This is a genomic window from Yinghuangia sp. YIM S10712 (assembly GCF_051388935.1).
In the GTDB taxonomy this organism is placed as follows: domain Bacteria; phylum Actinomycetota; class Actinomycetes; order Streptomycetales; family Streptomycetaceae; genus Yinghuangia.
The window spans coordinates 764,859-781,630 of the sequence record NZ_JBPKBI010000002.1; the positions used below are offsets into that span (position 1 = coordinate 764,859).

13 protein-coding genes are annotated in these 16,772 nt (G+C 70.5%); 11 read left to right on the forward strand and 2 right to left on the reverse strand.

Annotated features, from left to right (window positions below; genetic code table 11):
* The first annotated feature begins 432 nt into the window (after positions 1-432).
* A complete protein-coding gene (locus tag ACRX5W_RS08715; RefSeq protein WP_436787371.1) occupies positions 433-1,152 on the forward strand; it encodes a 3'-5' exonuclease in 720 nt (239 codons plus the stop codon).
* Positions 1,153-1,399: 247 nt separating this feature from the next.
* Complete coding sequence (locus ACRX5W_RS08720) at positions 1,400-2,425, forward strand: TerC family protein (RefSeq protein WP_436787372.1); 1,026 nt, start codon at positions 1,400-1,402, stop codon at positions 2,423-2,425.
* A gap of 125 nt (positions 2,426-2,550) precedes the next feature.
* Here ACRX5W_RS08720 and ACRX5W_RS08725 read toward each other — a convergent pair whose 3' ends face one another.
* Entirely contained in the window at positions 2,551-3,210 is a 660-nt protein-coding gene (locus ACRX5W_RS08725; RefSeq protein ID WP_436787373.1) for an MBL fold metallo-hydrolase, read from the reverse strand.
* A gap of 26 nt (positions 3,211-3,236) precedes the next feature.
* A complete protein-coding gene (locus tag ACRX5W_RS08730; protein ID WP_436787374.1) occupies positions 3,237-3,971 on the reverse strand; it encodes a maleylpyruvate isomerase family mycothiol-dependent enzyme in 735 nt (244 codons plus the stop codon).
* 562 nt (positions 3,972-4,533) lie between these two features.
* Between ACRX5W_RS08730 and uvrA the strand changes: the two genes are divergently transcribed.
* The 9 genes from uvrA to gap all read left to right on the forward strand — a co-directional run bounded on the left by uvrA (position 4,534) and on the right by gap (position 16,670).
* Positions 4,534-7,380 (forward strand): excinuclease ABC subunit UvrA, encoded by a 2,847-nt coding sequence (gene uvrA / locus ACRX5W_RS08735; RefSeq protein WP_436787375.1) that lies wholly within the window; start codon positions 4,534-4,536, stop codon positions 7,378-7,380.
* Between the two features lie 67 nt (positions 7,381-7,447).
* Positions 7,448-7,891, forward strand: a complete 444-nt coding sequence (locus tag ACRX5W_RS08740) for a Rieske (2Fe-2S) protein (RefSeq protein WP_436787376.1) — start codon at positions 7,448-7,450, stop codon at positions 7,889-7,891.
* A gap of 94 nt (positions 7,892-7,985) precedes the next feature.
* A complete protein-coding gene (uvrC, locus tag ACRX5W_RS08745; protein ID WP_436787377.1) occupies positions 7,986-10,007 on the forward strand; it encodes an excinuclease ABC subunit UvrC in 2,022 nt (673 codons plus the stop codon).
* Positions 10,008-10,357: 350 nt separating this feature from the next.
* Positions 10,358-11,305 carry an RNase adapter RapZ gene (gene rapZ, locus ACRX5W_RS08750; RefSeq protein ID WP_436787378.1) on the forward strand — a complete coding sequence of 316 codons (948 nt, stop codon included), beginning with the start codon at positions 10,358-10,360 and terminating at the stop codon, positions 11,303-11,305.
* A gap of 4 nt (positions 11,306-11,309) precedes the next feature.
* Positions 11,310-12,308: a gluconeogenesis factor YvcK family protein gene (locus tag ACRX5W_RS08755; RefSeq protein ID WP_436787379.1), complete on the forward strand. Its 999-nt coding sequence runs from the start codon at positions 11,310-11,312 to the stop codon at positions 12,306-12,308.
* Positions 12,299-13,279: a DNA-binding protein WhiA gene (gene whiA / locus ACRX5W_RS08760; protein ID WP_436787380.1), complete on the forward strand. Its 981-nt coding sequence runs from the start codon at positions 12,299-12,301 to the stop codon at positions 13,277-13,279. The genes ACRX5W_RS08755 and whiA overlap by 10 nt, the downstream gene beginning before the upstream one ends.
* A gap of 130 nt (positions 13,280-13,409) precedes the next feature.
* The gene (locus tag ACRX5W_RS08765) at positions 13,410-14,663 is read left to right on the forward strand and encodes a GNAT family N-acetyltransferase (RefSeq protein WP_436787381.1); all 1,254 of its coding nucleotides are present in this window, start codon (positions 13,410-13,412) and stop codon (positions 14,661-14,663) included.
* A gap of 187 nt (positions 14,664-14,850) precedes the next feature.
* Complete coding sequence (locus tag ACRX5W_RS08770; RefSeq protein WP_436787382.1) at positions 14,851-15,432, forward strand: hypothetical protein; 582 nt, start codon at positions 14,851-14,853, stop codon at positions 15,430-15,432.
* A gap of 233 nt (positions 15,433-15,665) precedes the next feature.
* A complete protein-coding gene (gene gap, locus ACRX5W_RS08775; RefSeq protein WP_436787383.1) occupies positions 15,666-16,670 on the forward strand; it encodes a type I glyceraldehyde-3-phosphate dehydrogenase in 1,005 nt (334 codons plus the stop codon).
* Positions 16,671-16,772 lie beyond the last annotated feature (102 nt).

A 16,772-nucleotide genomic window follows, 5' to 3' on the forward strand; every position in this document is an offset into this window, starting at 1 on the left:
CGCCGTGCGGTCGGCACGACGCGCGACTGCGGCACGACGCCGACCGCCGTGTACGACGGCCCGCCGCCGAGGAGATCCGCCCGAGCCGCGCACAGCGCACCGCCGGTCCCGGCGGCAGGGCCTCGGCGCGGGTGAGGTCGCCCCGATGCCGATGCCGATGCCGATGCCGATGCCGATGCCGATGCCGACGCCGAGACGGGCCGCGGTCCGACGACGGTTCGGCAATGTCGCGCGGCTTCCACGGGGCCGGCGTGCCCGGTCGTCCCTCCGCCGCCATTCGAATGTGGTGGTTTCCGTACCAAAGTCCCTTTTCCGGGCTGTCTGCACGAACTGACGCCAAGCCACATCCGGTGCTCTGCCGCCCTTTTCGGGTGACTTCCGTCGTGTTGCCGCCGAGTTCGCGTGTCCTCGCGACTAGGGTGTGGGTCGCCTTTGGCTGCCGACACCTCGGAGTTGCACAGCGTGTTCTCGTATGCAGGCGTTCCCGGGCCCCGTGGTGAGATCGGCGGCGAACGGCCCGTCGCCGTCGAGGAGTTGGAGTTCGCGGTCGTCGATCTGGAGACGACGGGCTTCTCGCCGCAGCGTGGTGACCGCATCGTCGAGGTCGGCGTTGTGCGCATGGCGGGAGACGGCCGTGTCCTGCGTGAGTGGACGACGCTCCTCGACCCCGGGCGTGGAGTGGGGGCGACCCGGGTGCACCGGATCACCGCCGCGGACGTCGCCGGCGCACCGCGATTCGCCGACATCGCGGGGGAGTTGGCGGGTCTGTTCGCCGGCGCGGTCGTGGTCGCGCACAATGCCATCTTCGAACAGCGTTTCCTGGAAGTCGAGTTCGCGATGGCCGAAGTCGTCGTCCCGGTGGTTCCGGCGGTGTGCACGATGCGGCTGGCCAAGGCGGCCGGCCTCGACGTCGCCGACCACAAGCTGGGGACGTGCTGCGCCTACTTCGGGCTCGACTTCCCCGACGCCCACGCCGCGCTCGCGGACGCCCGGGTGACCGCCCGCCTGCTGCCGCTCCTGCTGCACCGCGCAGGGGCGCGGGCCCTGCGTCTTCCGGCGCCGCCGACCGGTGTGCCGACGGGTCCCGCGTACCCGGAGTTCCGGGGGAGGCTGCGCCCGAGACGGGGTTTCGCGCCGGCCGACGTCCGGTGAGCAACACCACAAAACCATGAGAAGGTAAAGAGTCGCTTGGCGTTTGCTTTACCTTCTGTCATCCTGGGACGCATCGGAGGGGAGTATTCCCTCACGGCACGGTCGTCAGTACGACGTATGCCCATGCATCCCTATGGTGCAGTGACCGGGCATATGTCCGGCCCTGCCGGTCCGGGCTGCGCGTACCGTCGTCCGGGCGGAAGAGACCTCCGGCATCGACGCAACTGCCACGACTGCCGGAGGCACTGTGGATGTTTCCCTGACGACCTGGCTCGTGACCATCGTGGTCCTGCTCGCCCTGGTGGGCGTGGACCTGGTCATCAACCGCAAGCCGCACGAGGTGACCCTCAAAGAGGCCTCCTTGTGGGGCATCGGCTGGGTGCTCCTCGCCGTACTCTTCGGCATCGGCATCTGGCTGTTCTCCGACGGCCAGTACGCCGGTGAGTTCTTCGCCGGGTTCATCACCGAGAAGTCGCTCAGTGTCGACAACCTGTTCGTCTTCGTGCTGATCATGGGCAAGTTCGCGGTGCCCGCCCAGTACCAGCAGCGGGTCCTGCTGATCGGCATCCTGCTCGCGCTCGTCCTGCGCGGCATCTTCATCGGACTCGGCGCGGCAGCCGTCGCCGCCTTCTCGTGGGTCTTCTTCATCTTCGGCGCGTTCCTCATCTGGACCGCGTGGAAGCTGGTCAAGGAGGCGCAGTCCGACGAGGAGGAGGAGTTCGAGGAGAACGCGGTCCTGCGCTGGGTGGAGAAGGTCACCCCGACGACCAAGGAGTACCGCGGCACGAAGCTCGTGGTGAAGGAGCACGGCAAGCGCCTCGTCACGCCGATGCTGATCGTGATGATCGCCGTCGGCACCACGGACGTGCTGTTCGCCCTCGACTCGATTCCGGCGATCTTCGGCCTCACCCAGGAGCCGTACATCGTCTTCACCGCCAACGCCTTCGCGCTGATGGGCCTGCGGCAGCTCTACTTCCTCATCGGCGGGCTGCTGAAGAAACTGGTCTACCTGTCCTACGGCCTGTCGGTGATCCTCGGGTTCATCGGCGTGAAGCTGGTCCTCGAAGCGCTGCACGGCCAGGGCGTGCACGTGCCGGAGATCGGCATCCCGGTCTCGCTCGGCTTCATCGTGGCGACCCTCACGGTGACCACCGTGCTCAGCCTGCGCAAGTCCAAGCGCGACGCCGAGGCGGAGAAGGCCGCCGAGGCCGAGGCCGCGACAGGGTCCACCACCGAGTCCACCACCGAGTCCGCGGAGATCGAGACCCGGTAGAACCACCTGGCGGAGCCTGCGCCCGCGAAGCAGAGCATGACGCCGGCGGCGGAGTCCCGAGGTTTCGGGGCTCCGCCGCCGGCGTGTCCGGACCATGCCGGGAACCGCGCGGTGACCCGCGCCGATCACCAGCCGCGTTCGCGCCACACACCCAACTGCGGGCGCTCGGCGCCGAGTGTCGTGTCGTTGCCGTGGCCCGGGTACACCCATGTCTCGTCCGGCAGCCGCGCGAAGATCTTCTCCTCGACGCCGGAGAGCAGCGTACGGAACGCCTCGTCGTCGCCGAACGTGTTGCCCACACCGCCCGGAAACAGGCAGTCGCCGGTGAACAGGTGCGGGTGGCCCTGCGGGTCGTCGTATACCAGGGCGATGCTGCCCGGGGTGTGTCCGGCCAGGTGGATCGCGGTCAGTTCCACGTTCCCGACGGTGACCGTGTCACCGTCGTCCAACAGGCGGTCGGTCGGCACCGGGACACCCTCGGCGTCGAGGCGCCCCGCCAGCGTCGTCGCGCCGGTCCGCTCGACCACCTCGGCCAGCGCCTGCCAGTGGTCGCCGTGCCGGTGGGTCGTCAGCACCTGGCCGAGTCCGTCCGGACCGATCAGCGTGAGCAGCGTCCGTGCGTCGTTCGCCGCGTCGATGAGCAGTTGCTCGTCGGTCGCGCGGCAGCGCAGCAGATAGCAGTCGTTGTCCATGGCCCCGACCGCGACCTTGGTGATGATCAGGTGGGGGAGTTCGCGGACCGCGGGCGGACCGCCGACCTTGACCGAGCCGTGATACGTCGTCATGGGCCCATCCTCCCGCCGCGCGCGTGTCACATCCAGGCGGGGAGCGGGGGCAGGGCCCCGGGCGGGTCCATGACCAGGCCGTCGCCGCCGGTACGGCCGATCAGCCAGGCCAGCAGCGTACGCCGCCGTCCGGACACCGTCGCGAGGGGCGGCTGCTCCTCGGGGCCGATGGTCAGCCGCCGCCCGGAGTCCTCGTCGTGCAGCAGCAGCGCCACGGTGTCCGGTCGCCCCCGGAACGACGCGGCGACCTCGAACAGTTCGCGGGTCGCGAAATCACCCGGCCAGTGCGCGGGCGTCCAGCCGGCGTACAGGTCGACGTGGTGGATGTAGATCTCGCGCAGACGCCGGTACGGAAGCTGCACCGCGGCGAACTCGCGGCCGTCCGGTCCGGCGACCTTCGCGCCCCACGCCGCCGCCGACATCGACGCCAGCGCGTCCTCCAGACGCGCGGACGCGGTGCGCAGGTCGGCGAGGATCTGCGCGGGCGGTCGCCCGGCGCCCGCCTCGATGGCCGCGTCGCGTGCCCCGCCCGGCCCGTACATCGGTGTGGGCACGCCGGTGGCGGCCCAGCGCACGAGGTTGCAGAGCCCGTCGGCGTTGCGCGCGAGGTGGGTCAGCACGTGGGCGCGCGACCAGCCGGGCAGCAGCGAGGCACCCGCCATCCGGTCGGGAGTCAGCCGTTCCGCGCTGTCCAGGACCTGCTGTGTGGCGGCGGCCACCTCGTCCACGAGTGCGGCGGGGTCGAACCCGTCCGTGGTCACGCGTTCCCTCCCGAGGTCGTGCGAAGACGTACGCATCGTGCCGAGGCTGCCGAGCCGTGCGGGGGCGTGCGCGAAGCGGCGCAGACGGCGACGGCGGCGCCGGGTGGCGCGGTCGGCACCGCACGACCGTATCTGTTCGCACGGGCACGAGGCGACCCGTTCCGGACAGACAGGATCAGAAACGTATGACGATGTCGAGTCCTGCCGGGTCACGAAAAGGTCGCGCACAAGCGTCGCACGAGAAAACTCACACGTACCGGTGAATCACCGGCCACAGTGTCCCCGGCAGCACCACATTCGAATACTTGTGCGATAGCCTGGCGGCGCCGCAGCGGACCACCGAGCCTTCACTGTGGAACCCACTGTGGAACAACGCGGGGCCCGCAGCCGCTTACGATTGCCGGGGGACATCGTTCGGGGTTCGTCCGTCCAGGGCCGATCCGCTCCCGCCCGCAACGCGCCCGCCGGGCCTGACGGCCTTTTCCAGGGCACCGCGGGTGGGGCAAGTCCAGTGCGCTCACACCAGAGCCGTCCCAAGCTGTCGAAGGGTTTCGATTCTCCAGTGGCCGACCGTCTCATCGTCCGCGGCGCGCGCGAGCACAACCTCAAGGACGTCTCCCTCGACCTCCCGCGCGACGCCCTCATCGTCTTCACCGGCCTGTCCGGTTCCGGCAAGTCGTCCCTCGCGTTCGACACGATCTTCGCCGAGGGGCAGCGCCGCTACGTCGAGTCGCTGTCGTCGTACGCCCGCCAGTTCCTCGGGCAGATGGACAAGCCCGACGTCGACTTCATCGAGGGCCTGTCCCCGGCGGTGTCGATCGACCAGAAGTCGACCAACCGCAACCCGCGCTCGACGGTCGGCACGATCACCGAGGTCTACGACTACCTCCGCCTCCTGTTCGCCCGCATCGGCCACCCCCACTGCCCGCAGTGCGCCCGGCCGATCGCCCGGCAGAGCCCCCAGCAGATCGTCGACCGTGTGCTCGAATTCGACGAGGGCACCCGCTTCCAGGTTCTCGCCCCCGTCGTCCGGGAGCGCAAGGGCGAGTTCGTCGACCTGTTCGCGCAGCTCCAGTCGCAGGGCTATGCCCGCGCCCGCGTCGACGGCACGGTGATCCAGCTCGCCGAGCCGCCGAGGCTCAAGAAGCAGGAGAAGCACACCATCGAGGTGGTCGTCGACCGGCTCGCGGTCAAGGCGTCCGCCAAGCGCCGCCTGACCGACTCGGTGGAGACCGCGCTGCACCTCGGCAACGGCATGGTCGTCCTCGACTTCGTCGACCTGCCCGAGGACGACGAGCAGCGCGAGCGGATGTACTCCGAGCACCTGTACTGCCCGTACGACGACCTGTCCTTCGAAGAGCTCGAACCACGCTCGTTCTCCTTCAACTCGCCCTTCGGCGCATGCCCGGATTGCAGCGGCATCGGCACGCGCATGGAGGTCGACCCCGAGCTCGTGGTGCCCGACCCGGAGAAGACCCTCGACGAGGGCGCGCTCGCGCCGTGGTCGAGCGGGCACACCAGCGACTACTTCGGCCGATTGATCGGCGCCCTCGCCGACGCGCTCAACTTCCGCACCGACGTGCCGTGGAACGGCCTGCCGCAGCGCGCCCGCAACGCCCTGCTCAACGGCCACAAGACGCAGATCGAGGTGCGCTACAAGAACCGGTACGGCCGCGAACGCGCGTACACCACCGCGTTCGAGGGCGCGATCCCGTTCATCGTGCGCCGGCACTCCGAGGCGGAGTCGGACAGCAGCCGCGAACGCCTTGAGGGCTACATGCGGCAGGTGCCCTGCCCCACCTGCGAGGGAGCGCGGCTCAAGCCGATCGTTCTCGCGGTCACCGTCGCCGGGAAGTCCATCGCGGACGTCTCGGCGATGTCGATCAGCGACTGCGCCGAGTTCCTCGGCGCGATCCGGCTCACCGCACGCGAGAAGAAGATCGCCGAGCGCGTGCTCAAGGAGGTCAACGAGCGGCTGAGGTTCCTCGTCGACGTCGGCCTCGACTACCTCTCGCTCAACCGCGCGGCCGGCACCCTGTCCGGCGGCGAGGCGCAGCGCATCCGCCTCGCGACGCAGATCGGCTCCGGCCTCGTCGGCGTGCTGTACGTGCTGGACGAGCCGTCCATCGGCCTCCACCAGCGCGACAACCACCGGCTGATCGAAACGCTCGTGCGGCTGCGCGACATGGGCAACACCCTCATCGTCGTCGAGCACGACGAGGACACCATCCGCGTCGCCGACTGGATCGTCGACATCGGCCCGGGCGCAGGCGAACACGGCGGACGCGTCGTGCACTCCGGCCCGTACGCCGAACTTCTCGCGAACAAGGAGTCGCAGACCGGCGCCTACCTGGCCCGCCGCAAGGAGATCACGACGCCGACCGAGCGCCGCGTCCCCGACAAGAAGCGACGCCTGGTGGTGCACGGCGCCCGCGAGAACAACCTGCGCGACGTCACCGTCGGATTCCCGCTCGGCACCTTCACCGCGATCACCGGCGTCTCCGGCTCCGGCAAGTCGACGCTCGTCAACGACATCCTCTACACGCACCTCGCGCGCGAACTCAACGGCGCCCGCTCGGTGCCGGGCCGGCACACCCGCATCACCGGAACCGACCTGGTGGACAAGGTCGTCCACGTCGACCAGGGCCCGATCGGCCGCACCCCGCGGTCCAACCCGGCCACGTACACCGGCGTCTTCGACCACGTGCGCAAGCTGTTCGCCGAGACGCAGGAGGCCAAGGTCCGCGGCTATCTGCCCGGCCGCTTCTCGTTCAACGTCAAGGGCGGTCGCTGCGAGAACTGCGCGGGCGACGGCACCATCAAGATCGAGATGAACTTCCTCCCGGACGTGTACGTCCCGTGCGAGGTCTGCCACGGCGCGCGCTACAACCGGGAGACCCTCGAAGTCCACTTCAAGGGCCGCAACATCGCCGAGGTCCTGGACATGCCGATCGAGGAGGCACTCGACTTCTTCGAGGCGGTCCCCGCGATCGCCCGGCACCTGCGGACCCTCAACGACGTCGGTCTCGGGTACGTCCGCCTCGGCCAGCCCGCCACCACGCTGTCCGGCGGCGAGGCACAGCGCGTCAAGCTCGCCTCCGAGCTCCAGCGCCGCTCCACCGGACGCACCGTCTACGTCCTCGACGAGCCCACCACCGGCCTGCACTTCGAGGACATCCGGCGGCTGCTCGGCGTCCTGACGACGCTTGTCGACAAGGGCAACACCGTCCTGGTCATCGAGCACAACCTCGACGTCATCAAGACCGCGGACTGGATCGTCGACCTCGGCCCCGAGGGAGGCAGCGGCGGCGGCATGGTCATCGCCGAAGGCACCCCCGAGGACGTCGCGGACGTCGCGGAGAGCCACACCGGCAAGTTCCTCCGCGAGATCCTCGCCGACCGGCTGTGACGGAGCGGTACGCGGCCGGTGGGATCATGGGGGCGGCCAGGGAACCGACCTGTTACGGAGACACCGCATGACCCCGACGACGCCCCCCTCACCGGACCGCCGGACCGTGCTGCGCGGCGCAGCCGCCGTCGGCGCGGTGGGAGCGGTGGCCGTGCCGCTCGCCGCGTGCACTGCCGAGAACTCCGGGGCCAAGGCCTCCGGGCCACGCGCCGGCGACCAGGGCCCCGTCACGATCGGCAAGGTGCCCGACATCTCGGTCGGTGCCGGCGAGGTCTTCGCCGACTCGCGGGTCGTCGTCACCCGGCCCGAGCCGGCCGTCTACAAGGCGTTCGACGCGCGCTGCCCGCACCAGGGCTGCCTGGTCGGCAAGGTCGAGCAGGGCGTCGTCAAATGCGCCTGCCACGGCAGCCAGTTCGACGTCAACGACGGCTCCGTGGTACGCGGTCCGGCCAACACCGGCCTGCCCGAACTGCCGTTGAAGGTCGTCGACGGGGACATCGTCGTCGGCTGACGCGTTGACCCTACGCGGGTCCCGAGGATCCCGCAGGACACCGAGCACCCGGGCTCGCGCCCGGCGCCCACCGCGACGAGAACCGAGGTTGCAGATGGCCGACCCGGCAACGTACCGCCCCAAACCGGGTGAGATCCCGACCGGCCCCGGGGTCTACCGGTTCCGGGACGCCCACGGCCGGGTGGTGTACGTCGGCAAGGCCAAGAACCTCCGCCAGCGCCTGTCGTCCTATTTCCAGGACCCCGCGGGTCTGCACCCGCGCACGCAGACCATGGTCACCACCGCGGCGTCCGTCGAGTGGACGGTCGTCGGCACCGAGGTCGAGGCGCTGCAGTTGGAGTACTCCTGGATCAAGGAGTTCGACCCGCGCTTCAACGTCAAGTACCGCGACGACAAGAGCTATCCGTCCCTCGCGGTCACCCTCGGCGAGGAGATCCCGCGCGTGCAGGTCATGCGCGGGCCGAAGAAGAAGGGCGTGCGCTATTTCGGGCCGTACGGCCACGCCTGGGCGATCCGCGAGACCGTCGACCTGCTGCTGCGCGTCTTCCCCGTCCGCACGTGCAGCAACGGCGTCTTCAAGGCAGCCCGGCAGTCCGGGCGGCCCTGCCTGCTCGGCTACATCGGCAAGTGCTCGGCCCCCTGCGTCGGCCGGGTCAGTGCCGAGGAACACCGCGAACTCGCCGAGGAGTTCTGCGACTTCATGGCCGGCCAGACCGGCCCGTACCTGCGCCGCCTGGAACGCGCGATGAAGCAGGCGGCAGCCGACATGGAGTACGAGAAGGCAGCCCGGCTGCGCGACGACATAGGCGCCCTGACCCGGGCGATGGAGAAGAACGCCATCGTGCTCGGCGACGGCACCGACGCCGACGTCATCGCCCTCGCCGACGACGAACTCGAAGCCGCCGTCCAGATCTTCCACGTCCGCGGCGGCCGGGTGCGCGGCCAGCGCGGCTGGGTCGTCGACAAGGTCGAGGACGTCACCCCCGCCGACCTGGTCGAGCACTTCCTCCAGCAGATCTACGGCGACCAGCGCGGCGACGCCGTCCCCCGCGAAGTCCTCGTTCCGGCACTGCCGCCCGACCCCGAGGCCGTCGCCACGTGGCTGTGCTCGCTGCGCGGTTCGCGCGTCGAACTGCGGGTGCCCCAGCGCGGCGACAAAAAGGCCCTCCAGGACACCGTGCTGCGCAACGCGCAGCAGGCACTCGTGCTGCACAAGACCCGCCGCGCCGGCGACCTGACCACACGCTCGCTCGCGCTGCAGGAGATCGCCGACGCACTCGGCATGGACACCGCGCCGCTGCGCATCGAGTGCTTCGACGTCTCGCACCTCCAGGGCACCGACGTCGTCGCCTCGATGGTCGTCTTCGAGGACGGCCTGCCGCGCAAGAGCGAGTACCGCCACTTCGCGATCAAATCCTTCGAGGGCCAGGACGACGTCCGTGCCATGCACGAGGTCCTCACCCGCCGCTTCCGGCACTACCTGGCCGAACGCGCCAAGACCGGCGAACCCGAGCTTGCGGGCATCGACGCGTCCGAGACCCCCGGCGGCAGCGGCCCGATCGATCCGGACACCGGCAAACCGAAGAGGTTCGCCTACCCGCCGCAACTCGTCGTCGTCGACGGCGGCCAACCCCAGGTCGCCGCGGCCAAACGCGCCCTGGACGAACTCGGCGTCGACGACGTCGCGGTCTGCGGCCTGGCCAAGAAACTCGAAGAGATCTGGCTGCCCGGCGACGACGACCCGGTCGTGCTGCCGCGCAGCAGCGAGGCGCTGTACCTCATGCAGCGCGTACGCGACGAAGCGCACCGCTTCGCGATCACCTACCAGCGCAAGAAGCGGTCGAAGGCCATGACCTCCAGCGCCCTCGACACCGTGCCGGGCCTGGGCGAGACCCGGCGCAAGGCGTTGCTCGACCACTTCGGCTCGCTGCGCAGGCTCAGGGCCGCGACCGTCGACCAGGTCATGGAGGTCCCCGGAATCGGCCGGCGCACCGCCGAGAACGTCCTCGGCGCGCTCGCCGCCACAGCGCCGAGGATCGCGGTCAACACCGCCACGGGAGAGATCGTCGAGGACGCCCCGGATGAGATCGTGGGGGCGGATCGTTCTGGTGAATGAGGACAAGGGTGGGGGCGCCGCGGCGTTCCGCGGCGGGACAGTCAGCACACGGCAGGACACTTTCCGCATCCGCGGGGGAGCCGCGGACGCGGGAGCAGGAGGAATCATGACCACGCACAGCGCGCCCCGCTGGGGTTGTCGCAGAGGGGGACGTCGTGAGTGACGCGGCCCAAGAGACCGGCACCTCCGACCACGGGACCTCCGGCAGCGGAGAGCCCACGACGACACGTACGACCCGACCCGACCCGAGCCGGCCCGTACCGGCACAGCCGAACACACCCCGGCCCGACACAGCACCGCCCGCCCCCACCCCGTCCGCGACTGCCCGGCCAGAGACGACCCCCCAGCCCATGAGCGACCGCCCGCAGACCCCCGACCCCACCCCGCCCGCCTCCGCCGACCCCGCCGAGGGCGCCGAACCCGTCCAACCCGTCCACGGCATCCCCGAGCTCGTCATCATCTCCGGCATGTCCGGTGCCGGGCGCTCCACCGCCGCCAAGGGGCTCGAAGACCTCGGCTGGTTCGTGGTCGACAACCTCCCCCCGTCCCTCATCCCGGCGATGGTCGACCTCGGCGCGCGCACGCAGGGCGCAGTCGCCCGCATCGCGGTCGTCGTCGACGTACGCGGCCGCACCTTCTTCGACGACCTGCGCGAGGCCCTCGCGCAGTTGGAGAGCGCCGCGGTCGTGCGGCGCATCGTGTTCCTGGAGGCCGCCGACGACGCCCTCGTACGCCGCTTCGAGAACGTCCGCCGCCCCCACCCGCTGCAAGGCGACGGCCGCATCGTCGACGGCATCGACGCCGAGCGCGCCCTGCTGCGCGAACTGCGCGGCGAGGCCGACCTGGTGATCGACACCACCAACCTCAACGTCCACGAACTGCGCGCGAAGATGGACGCGCAGTTCGCCGGGACCAGCGAACCCAGGCTCAAGGCCACCGTCATGTCGTTCGGCTTCAAATACGGCCTGCCCGTCGACGCCGACCTCGTGGTCGACTGCCGCTTCCTGCCCAACCCGCACTGGATCCCGGAGCTGCGCCCCTTCACGGGCACCGACGAACCTGTCGCGCGGTACGTCTTCGACCAGCCCGGCGCCAAGGAATTCCTGGACGGCTACACCGACCTGCTCCGCATCATCACCGAGGGCTACCGCCGCGAGGGAAAGCGCTACCTGACCCTCGCCGTCGGCTGCACCGGAGGCAAGCACCGCAGCGTCGCGATGGCCGAACGCCTCGCCAAGCGCATCCAGGAGGACGGCGTCGAGGCCGTGGTCGTGCACCGCGACAAGGGACGCGAGTGATGCCTTGGTGAACAACGGCTACGAGTACGCCCGGCACACCGGCCCCAAGGTCGTCGCCCTCGGCGGCGGCCACGGCCTGTTCGCGTCCCTGTCGGCGCTGCGCCGGCTCACCGACGACCTGACCGCCGTGGTCACCGTCGCCGACGACGGCGGATCCAGCGGCCGGCTGCGCCGCGACCTGGGCGTCCTGCCGCCCGGAGACCTGCGCATGGCGCTCGCCGCGCTGTGCGGGGACGACGAGTGGGGCAACACCTGGAGCCGCGTGATCCAGCACCGCTTCCGCTGCGAGGGCGACCTCAACGGCCACGCGGTCGGCAACCTGCTGATCGTCGCGCTGTGGGAGCTGCTGGACGACGATCCGGTGCAGGCGCTCCAGTGGATGGGCCGCCTGCTGGGGGCGCACGGGAGCGTCCTGCCGATGTCGGCGGTGCCGCTCGACATCGAGGCGGACGTACGCGGCCACGACCGGGCCGCGCCGGACCTCGTCTCGACGGTCCGCGGCCAGCACGCGCTGGCCAAGACGCCCGGCGAGGTGCTGGGCATACGGCTGCTGCCGCAGGACCCGCCGGCCGTGCCGGAGGCGGTAGCAGCGGTGCGGGACGCCGACTGGGTCGTGCTCGGTCCGGGCTCGTGGTTCACCAGCGTGCTGCCGCATCTGCTGGTGCCCGAGCTGGCCGCGGCGCTGGTGGAGACCAAGGCCCGCAAGGTCCTCGCACTCAACCTGGCGCCGCAACCGGGCGAGACGTCCGGGTTCTCGCCGCAGCGCCATCTGGAGGTGCTCGCGGAGCACGCCCCCGAGCTGGCGTTCGACCTCGTGCTCGGGGACAGCGACCTGGTCGACGACGTCGACGGCCTCGCCCGGGCCGCGGCCTCCCTCGGCGGCCAGGTGCTGCTGACCCCGGTCGCGGTCGGCGACGGCAGCCCGCGACACGATCCGGGCCGCCTGGCCGCCGCCTACGGCCGGATCTTCGTCGATCGTGAAAGGATCGCGCCATGGCGATGACGGCAGCAGTGAAAGACGAGCTCAGTCGGCTCCCGGTGACGCGGTCGTGCTGTCGCAAGGCGGAAGTCTCGGCCCTCCTGCGGTTCGCGGGCGGTCTGCACCTGGTGAGCGGGCGGATCGTCGTCGAAGCGGAGCTGGACACCGGTGCCGCGGCGCGGCGCGTGCGCAAGGACATCCTGGAGGTGTACGGCCACCAGTCCGACCTGGTGGTCGTGGCCCCCGGCGGTCTGCGGCGCAGCAGCCGGTATGTCGTCCGAGTGGCCAAGGACGGCGACCAACTGGCCCGGCAGACCGGTCTGTTGGACGCGCGTGGCCGTCCGGTGCGCGGCCTTCCCCCGCAGGTGGTCTCCGGCGCGACATGCGACGCGGAGGCCGCGTGGCGCGGTGCGTTCCTCGCCCACGGATCGCTGACCGAGCCGGGGCGCTCGTCGGCGCTGGAGGTGACCTGCCCCGGGTCGGAGGCGGCGCTCGCCCTGGTCGGTGCGGCACGTCGGCTCAGCATCTCGGCGAAGGCGCGCGAAGTGCGCGGCGTGGACCGGGTCGTGGTCCGCGACGGCGACGCCATCGGCGCGCTGCTCACCCGGCTCGGCGCGCACGAGAGCGTCCTGGCGTGGGAGGAGCGGCGGATGCGCCGCGAGGTCCGCGCGACGGCGAACCGCCTGGCGAACTTCGACGACGCGAACCTGCGTCGGTCGGCGCGCGCGGCGGTGGCCGCCGGGGCGCGCGTGCAGCGGGCCCTGGAGATCCTCGGCGACGAGGTGCCCGAGCACCTGGCCGCGGCCGGCCGGCTCCGGCTGGAGCACAAGCAGGCGTCGCTGGAGGAGCTGGGCGGCCTGGCCGATCCGCCGCTGACCAAGGACGCGGTGGCGGGCCGGATCCGGCGGCTGCTGGCGATGGCCGACAAGCGGGCCGGCGATCTGGGGCTGCCGGGGACGGACGCCAACCTCACCGCGGAGATGCTGGTGCCGTGACAGATTCGGTCGCGGGTTCGCGCGACCGGGATAATTGAGGTGGAACCGCCGACCGGAGAGACATACGTTTCTCCGGTCGGCTTTTGCATGCCGTTCTTCCCGCCGTAACGCCTCCGGGAGGGGACCCGTCGTGGACATCCGGACCATCACCGAGGACGAACTGAGCGCCTGGGGGGTGGCGTTGGATGTGGGCTTCCTGCGAGTCCCGGACTACGGCAAGGACATCCGAGACCAGTGGCACGAGCATCTGCGCGGGGTCGTCGACCTGGACCGCACGCAGGCCGCGTTCGACGGCGGCGCGATGGTCGGGACGTTCCGCAGCTGGGGTGGCGAGATCACGGTGCCGGGTGGGGCGCCGGTGCGGATGAGCGCGATCACGAACGTGACCGTCACCGCGACGCACCGCCGCCGGGGGTTGCTGACCCGCATGATGCGGGCCGACCTGGACGCGTCGGTCGCGCGCGGTGAACCGCTGGCGATCCTGATCGCCGCGGAGTACGGCATCTACGGGCGGTTCGGGTTCGGCCCGGCGACGGACTATTCGCTGTTCAAGGTCGATCTGACGCGCGCCCGGCTGACCGACGCCGAGCGGGCGCAGAAGGAGGAGGGCGGCCGGGTCGAGATCGTCCCGCCGGAGGCCATCGTCGAGGCGGGCCCGGCGATCCACGACGGGTTCCGGGCGCGGACTCCGGGGGCGATCTCGCGGCAGGAGACCTGGTGGCCGCTGTACACCGGGGTGCGCACGCGCCCGGGCGGGCGGCACAGCGAGCGGCGGTTCTACGCGTTGTACCGGGATCCGTCGGGGGCTCCGGCCGGGTATCTGGCGTACCGGGTCGACGAGATCTGGGAGGACTTCCTGCCCAAGGCGGTGCTGCACGCGGACCAGCTCATCGCCGTCTCACGCGCCGCCGAGGCCGCCTTGTGGGACTTCGCGACACAGGTCGACTACGTCACGCGCATCAGCGCGGGAGAGCGGCCGGGCGACGACCTGCTGCCGCTGCGGTTCACCGACCCGCGCGCGGTGACGTGGGAAAGCGCGCGGGACTTCGTGTGGGTGCGGTTGTTGGACGTGCCGGCCGCGCTGGCGGCGCGCACGTATCCGGTCGCGGGCCGGCTGGTGCTGGAGGTCGAGGACGAACTCGGTTATGCGGCCGGTCGGTTCTTGGTCGAGGGGACACCGACGGGAGCGGTGTGCTCGCGGACCGGCGAGCCGGCGGACCTGCGGCTGGACGTCGGCACGCTGGGGGCGTTGTATCTCGGCGGCGGTTCGGCGGTGCGCCTGGCGGAGGTCGGTGCGGTGACGGAGCTGGCGCCAGGGGCGGTGGCGCGCGCCGAGGTGATGTTCCGTACCGCGCGGGCGCCTTGGTGCCCGGACTGGTTCTGAGCGGGGCCGCACCACGGCATTTCGGTCCGTGTCCCGGGCGCCGGGGACGCCGTGATGGGGGAACTCCCTCGAAAATACCGACAATTCGGTCATCTGTGGGTTCCTGTCACGGATCGGCGTACCGGCCTCACCCGGCTCCGGCTAACCTCACCTTCCTTGCCGCAAGCGTTCCTGGGAGCAAAGACTCGTGAGTGGATACAACGGGCCCGGCCAACCGTACGGCGCACCGCAGCAGGGCCCCTACGGACAACCCGGCCCCTACGGTCAGCCGGGACCCTATGGGCAACAGGGGCCCTACGGGCAGCAGTTCCCGCAGCAGGGCGGTCCGGGCGGTCCGTACGGGCCGTACGGCGGGGGGCGGCCCCCGCGGGTCGGCGCGGGCATCGGTGCCGGCGTGCTCGTCGCGCTGGTCGGCGGCGGGGCGTACCTCGGCCTGATCAGCAGCTCCGACGAGATCTACGCGTGGGGCGTGATCCTGCTGGGCCTCGCCGTCGGCACCGCCATGGGCAAGTTCGGCGGCAAGCACCCCGCGTTCTCCGTGGTGGCCGTCGTGCTGACCGCCGTCGCCGCGTTCGCCGCGCAGTACTACGGCATCGCGATCGTCCTGGCGGACGAGATCCCCGGTGCGACGGTGTCCCAGGTGCTCGACCACGTGGACATGATGGAGATCTGGCAGGAAGCCATGGAGGAGGACGGCAACGGTGTCATGACCGGCATCGGCGTCATCCTCGCCGGTGTCGTGGCCAAGACCGTCGGCGACCGTTCCTGACCATCCGTCACAGCCCGTCAACGCGGCGCTCGTCACGACGCGTTGCAACAACTGTTCGTCACAACTGTTTGTCGCGAGGACCCGGCGCCCGCCAATAGGCGCCGGGTCCTCGTCACGTACAGGGGATGCGTCGCGATAGGGTCGGACTTGGTCTCGGCTTGACGATTCCAACCCGTCTGCCGGGAAAGCAAACTTCAGGGCATCCCTCCGGCGCACCAAGAGGAGATCGGTTCGTGACGATCCGAGTAGGTATCAACGGGTTTGGCCGTATCGGCCGTAACTTCTTCCGCGCGGTCCTGGCCTCGGGCGCAGACGTTGAGATCGTCGGTGTCAACGACCTGACCGACAACGCCACGCTGGTCCACCTGCTGAAGTACGACAGCATCCTCGGCCGCCTTGGCCAGGAAGTCACGCACACCGACGACTCGATCACGGTCGGCGGCAAGACCTTCAAGACGCTCGCCGAGCGCGACCCGGCCGCGCTGCCGTGGGGCGAGCTGCGCGCCGACATCGTCATCGAGTCGACCGGCCGGTTCACCAACGCCGCCGACGCGCGCAAGCACATCGACGCCGGTGCGAAGAAGGTCATCATCTCGGCGCCCGCCAAGGGCGAGGACATCACCATCGTGATGGGTGTCAACCACGAGAAGTACGACGCCGCGCAGCACAACGTGCTGTCCAACGCTTCGTGCACGACCAACTGCGTCGCGCCGATGGCGAAGGTGCTGCTGGAGAACTTCGGCGTTGCCAAGGGCCTCATGACGACGGTCCACGCGTACACCAACGACCAGGTCATCCTGGACTTCCCGCACAGCGACCTGCGCCGCGCGCGGGCCGCCGCGACCAACATCATCCCGACCTCGACCGGCGCCGCGAAGGCCACCGCGCTGGTGCTGCCGGAGCTCAGCGGCAAGCTGGACGGCATCGCGATGCGCGTCCCGGTCCCGACCGGCTCGGTCACCGACCTGGTCGTGGAGCTGGAGCGCGAGGTCACCAAGGACGAGGTCAACGCCGCCTTCCAGAAGGCCGCGGAGGGCGAGCTCAAGGGCTTCCTGTCCTACACCGACGACGAGATCGTCTCGTCCGACATCGTGACCGACCCCTCGTCGTGCACCTTCGACTCGAAGCTGACGATGGCGCAGGGCAAGCAGGTCAAGGTCGTCGGCTGGTACGACAACGAGTGGGGCTACTCGAACCGCCTCGTCGACCTGGTCAAGCACGTCGGCGCGTCCCTCTGAGCCACGCAGCGCTCCGAGCGACGCAGGCGCAAGCGAAGGCCCGGTTGACCCCGGCTGACCCCGGTTGACCCGGTGCGGGGGCGGACGATCCATGTCGTCCGG

Coding starts and splice junctions, on each gene's coding strand:
- ACRX5W_RS08725 (WP_436787373.1), bottom strand. CDS start 3,210: ATGACGACGTATCACGGCTCGGTCAAGGTCGGCGGTCCGCCCGCGGTC.
- ACRX5W_RS08740 (WP_436787376.1), top strand. CDS start 7,448: ATGACCCCGACGACGCCCCCCTCACCGGACCGCCGGACCGTGCTGCGC.
- uvrC (WP_436787377.1), top strand. CDS start 7,986: ATGGCCGACCCGGCAACGTACCGCCCCAAACCGGGTGAGATCCCGACC.
- rapZ (WP_436787378.1), top strand. CDS start 10,358: ATGAGCGACCGCCCGCAGACCCCCGACCCCACCCCGCCCGCCTCCGCC.
- whiA (WP_436787380.1), top strand. CDS start 12,299: ATGGCGATGACGGCAGCAGTGAAAGACGAGCTCAGTCGGCTCCCGGTG.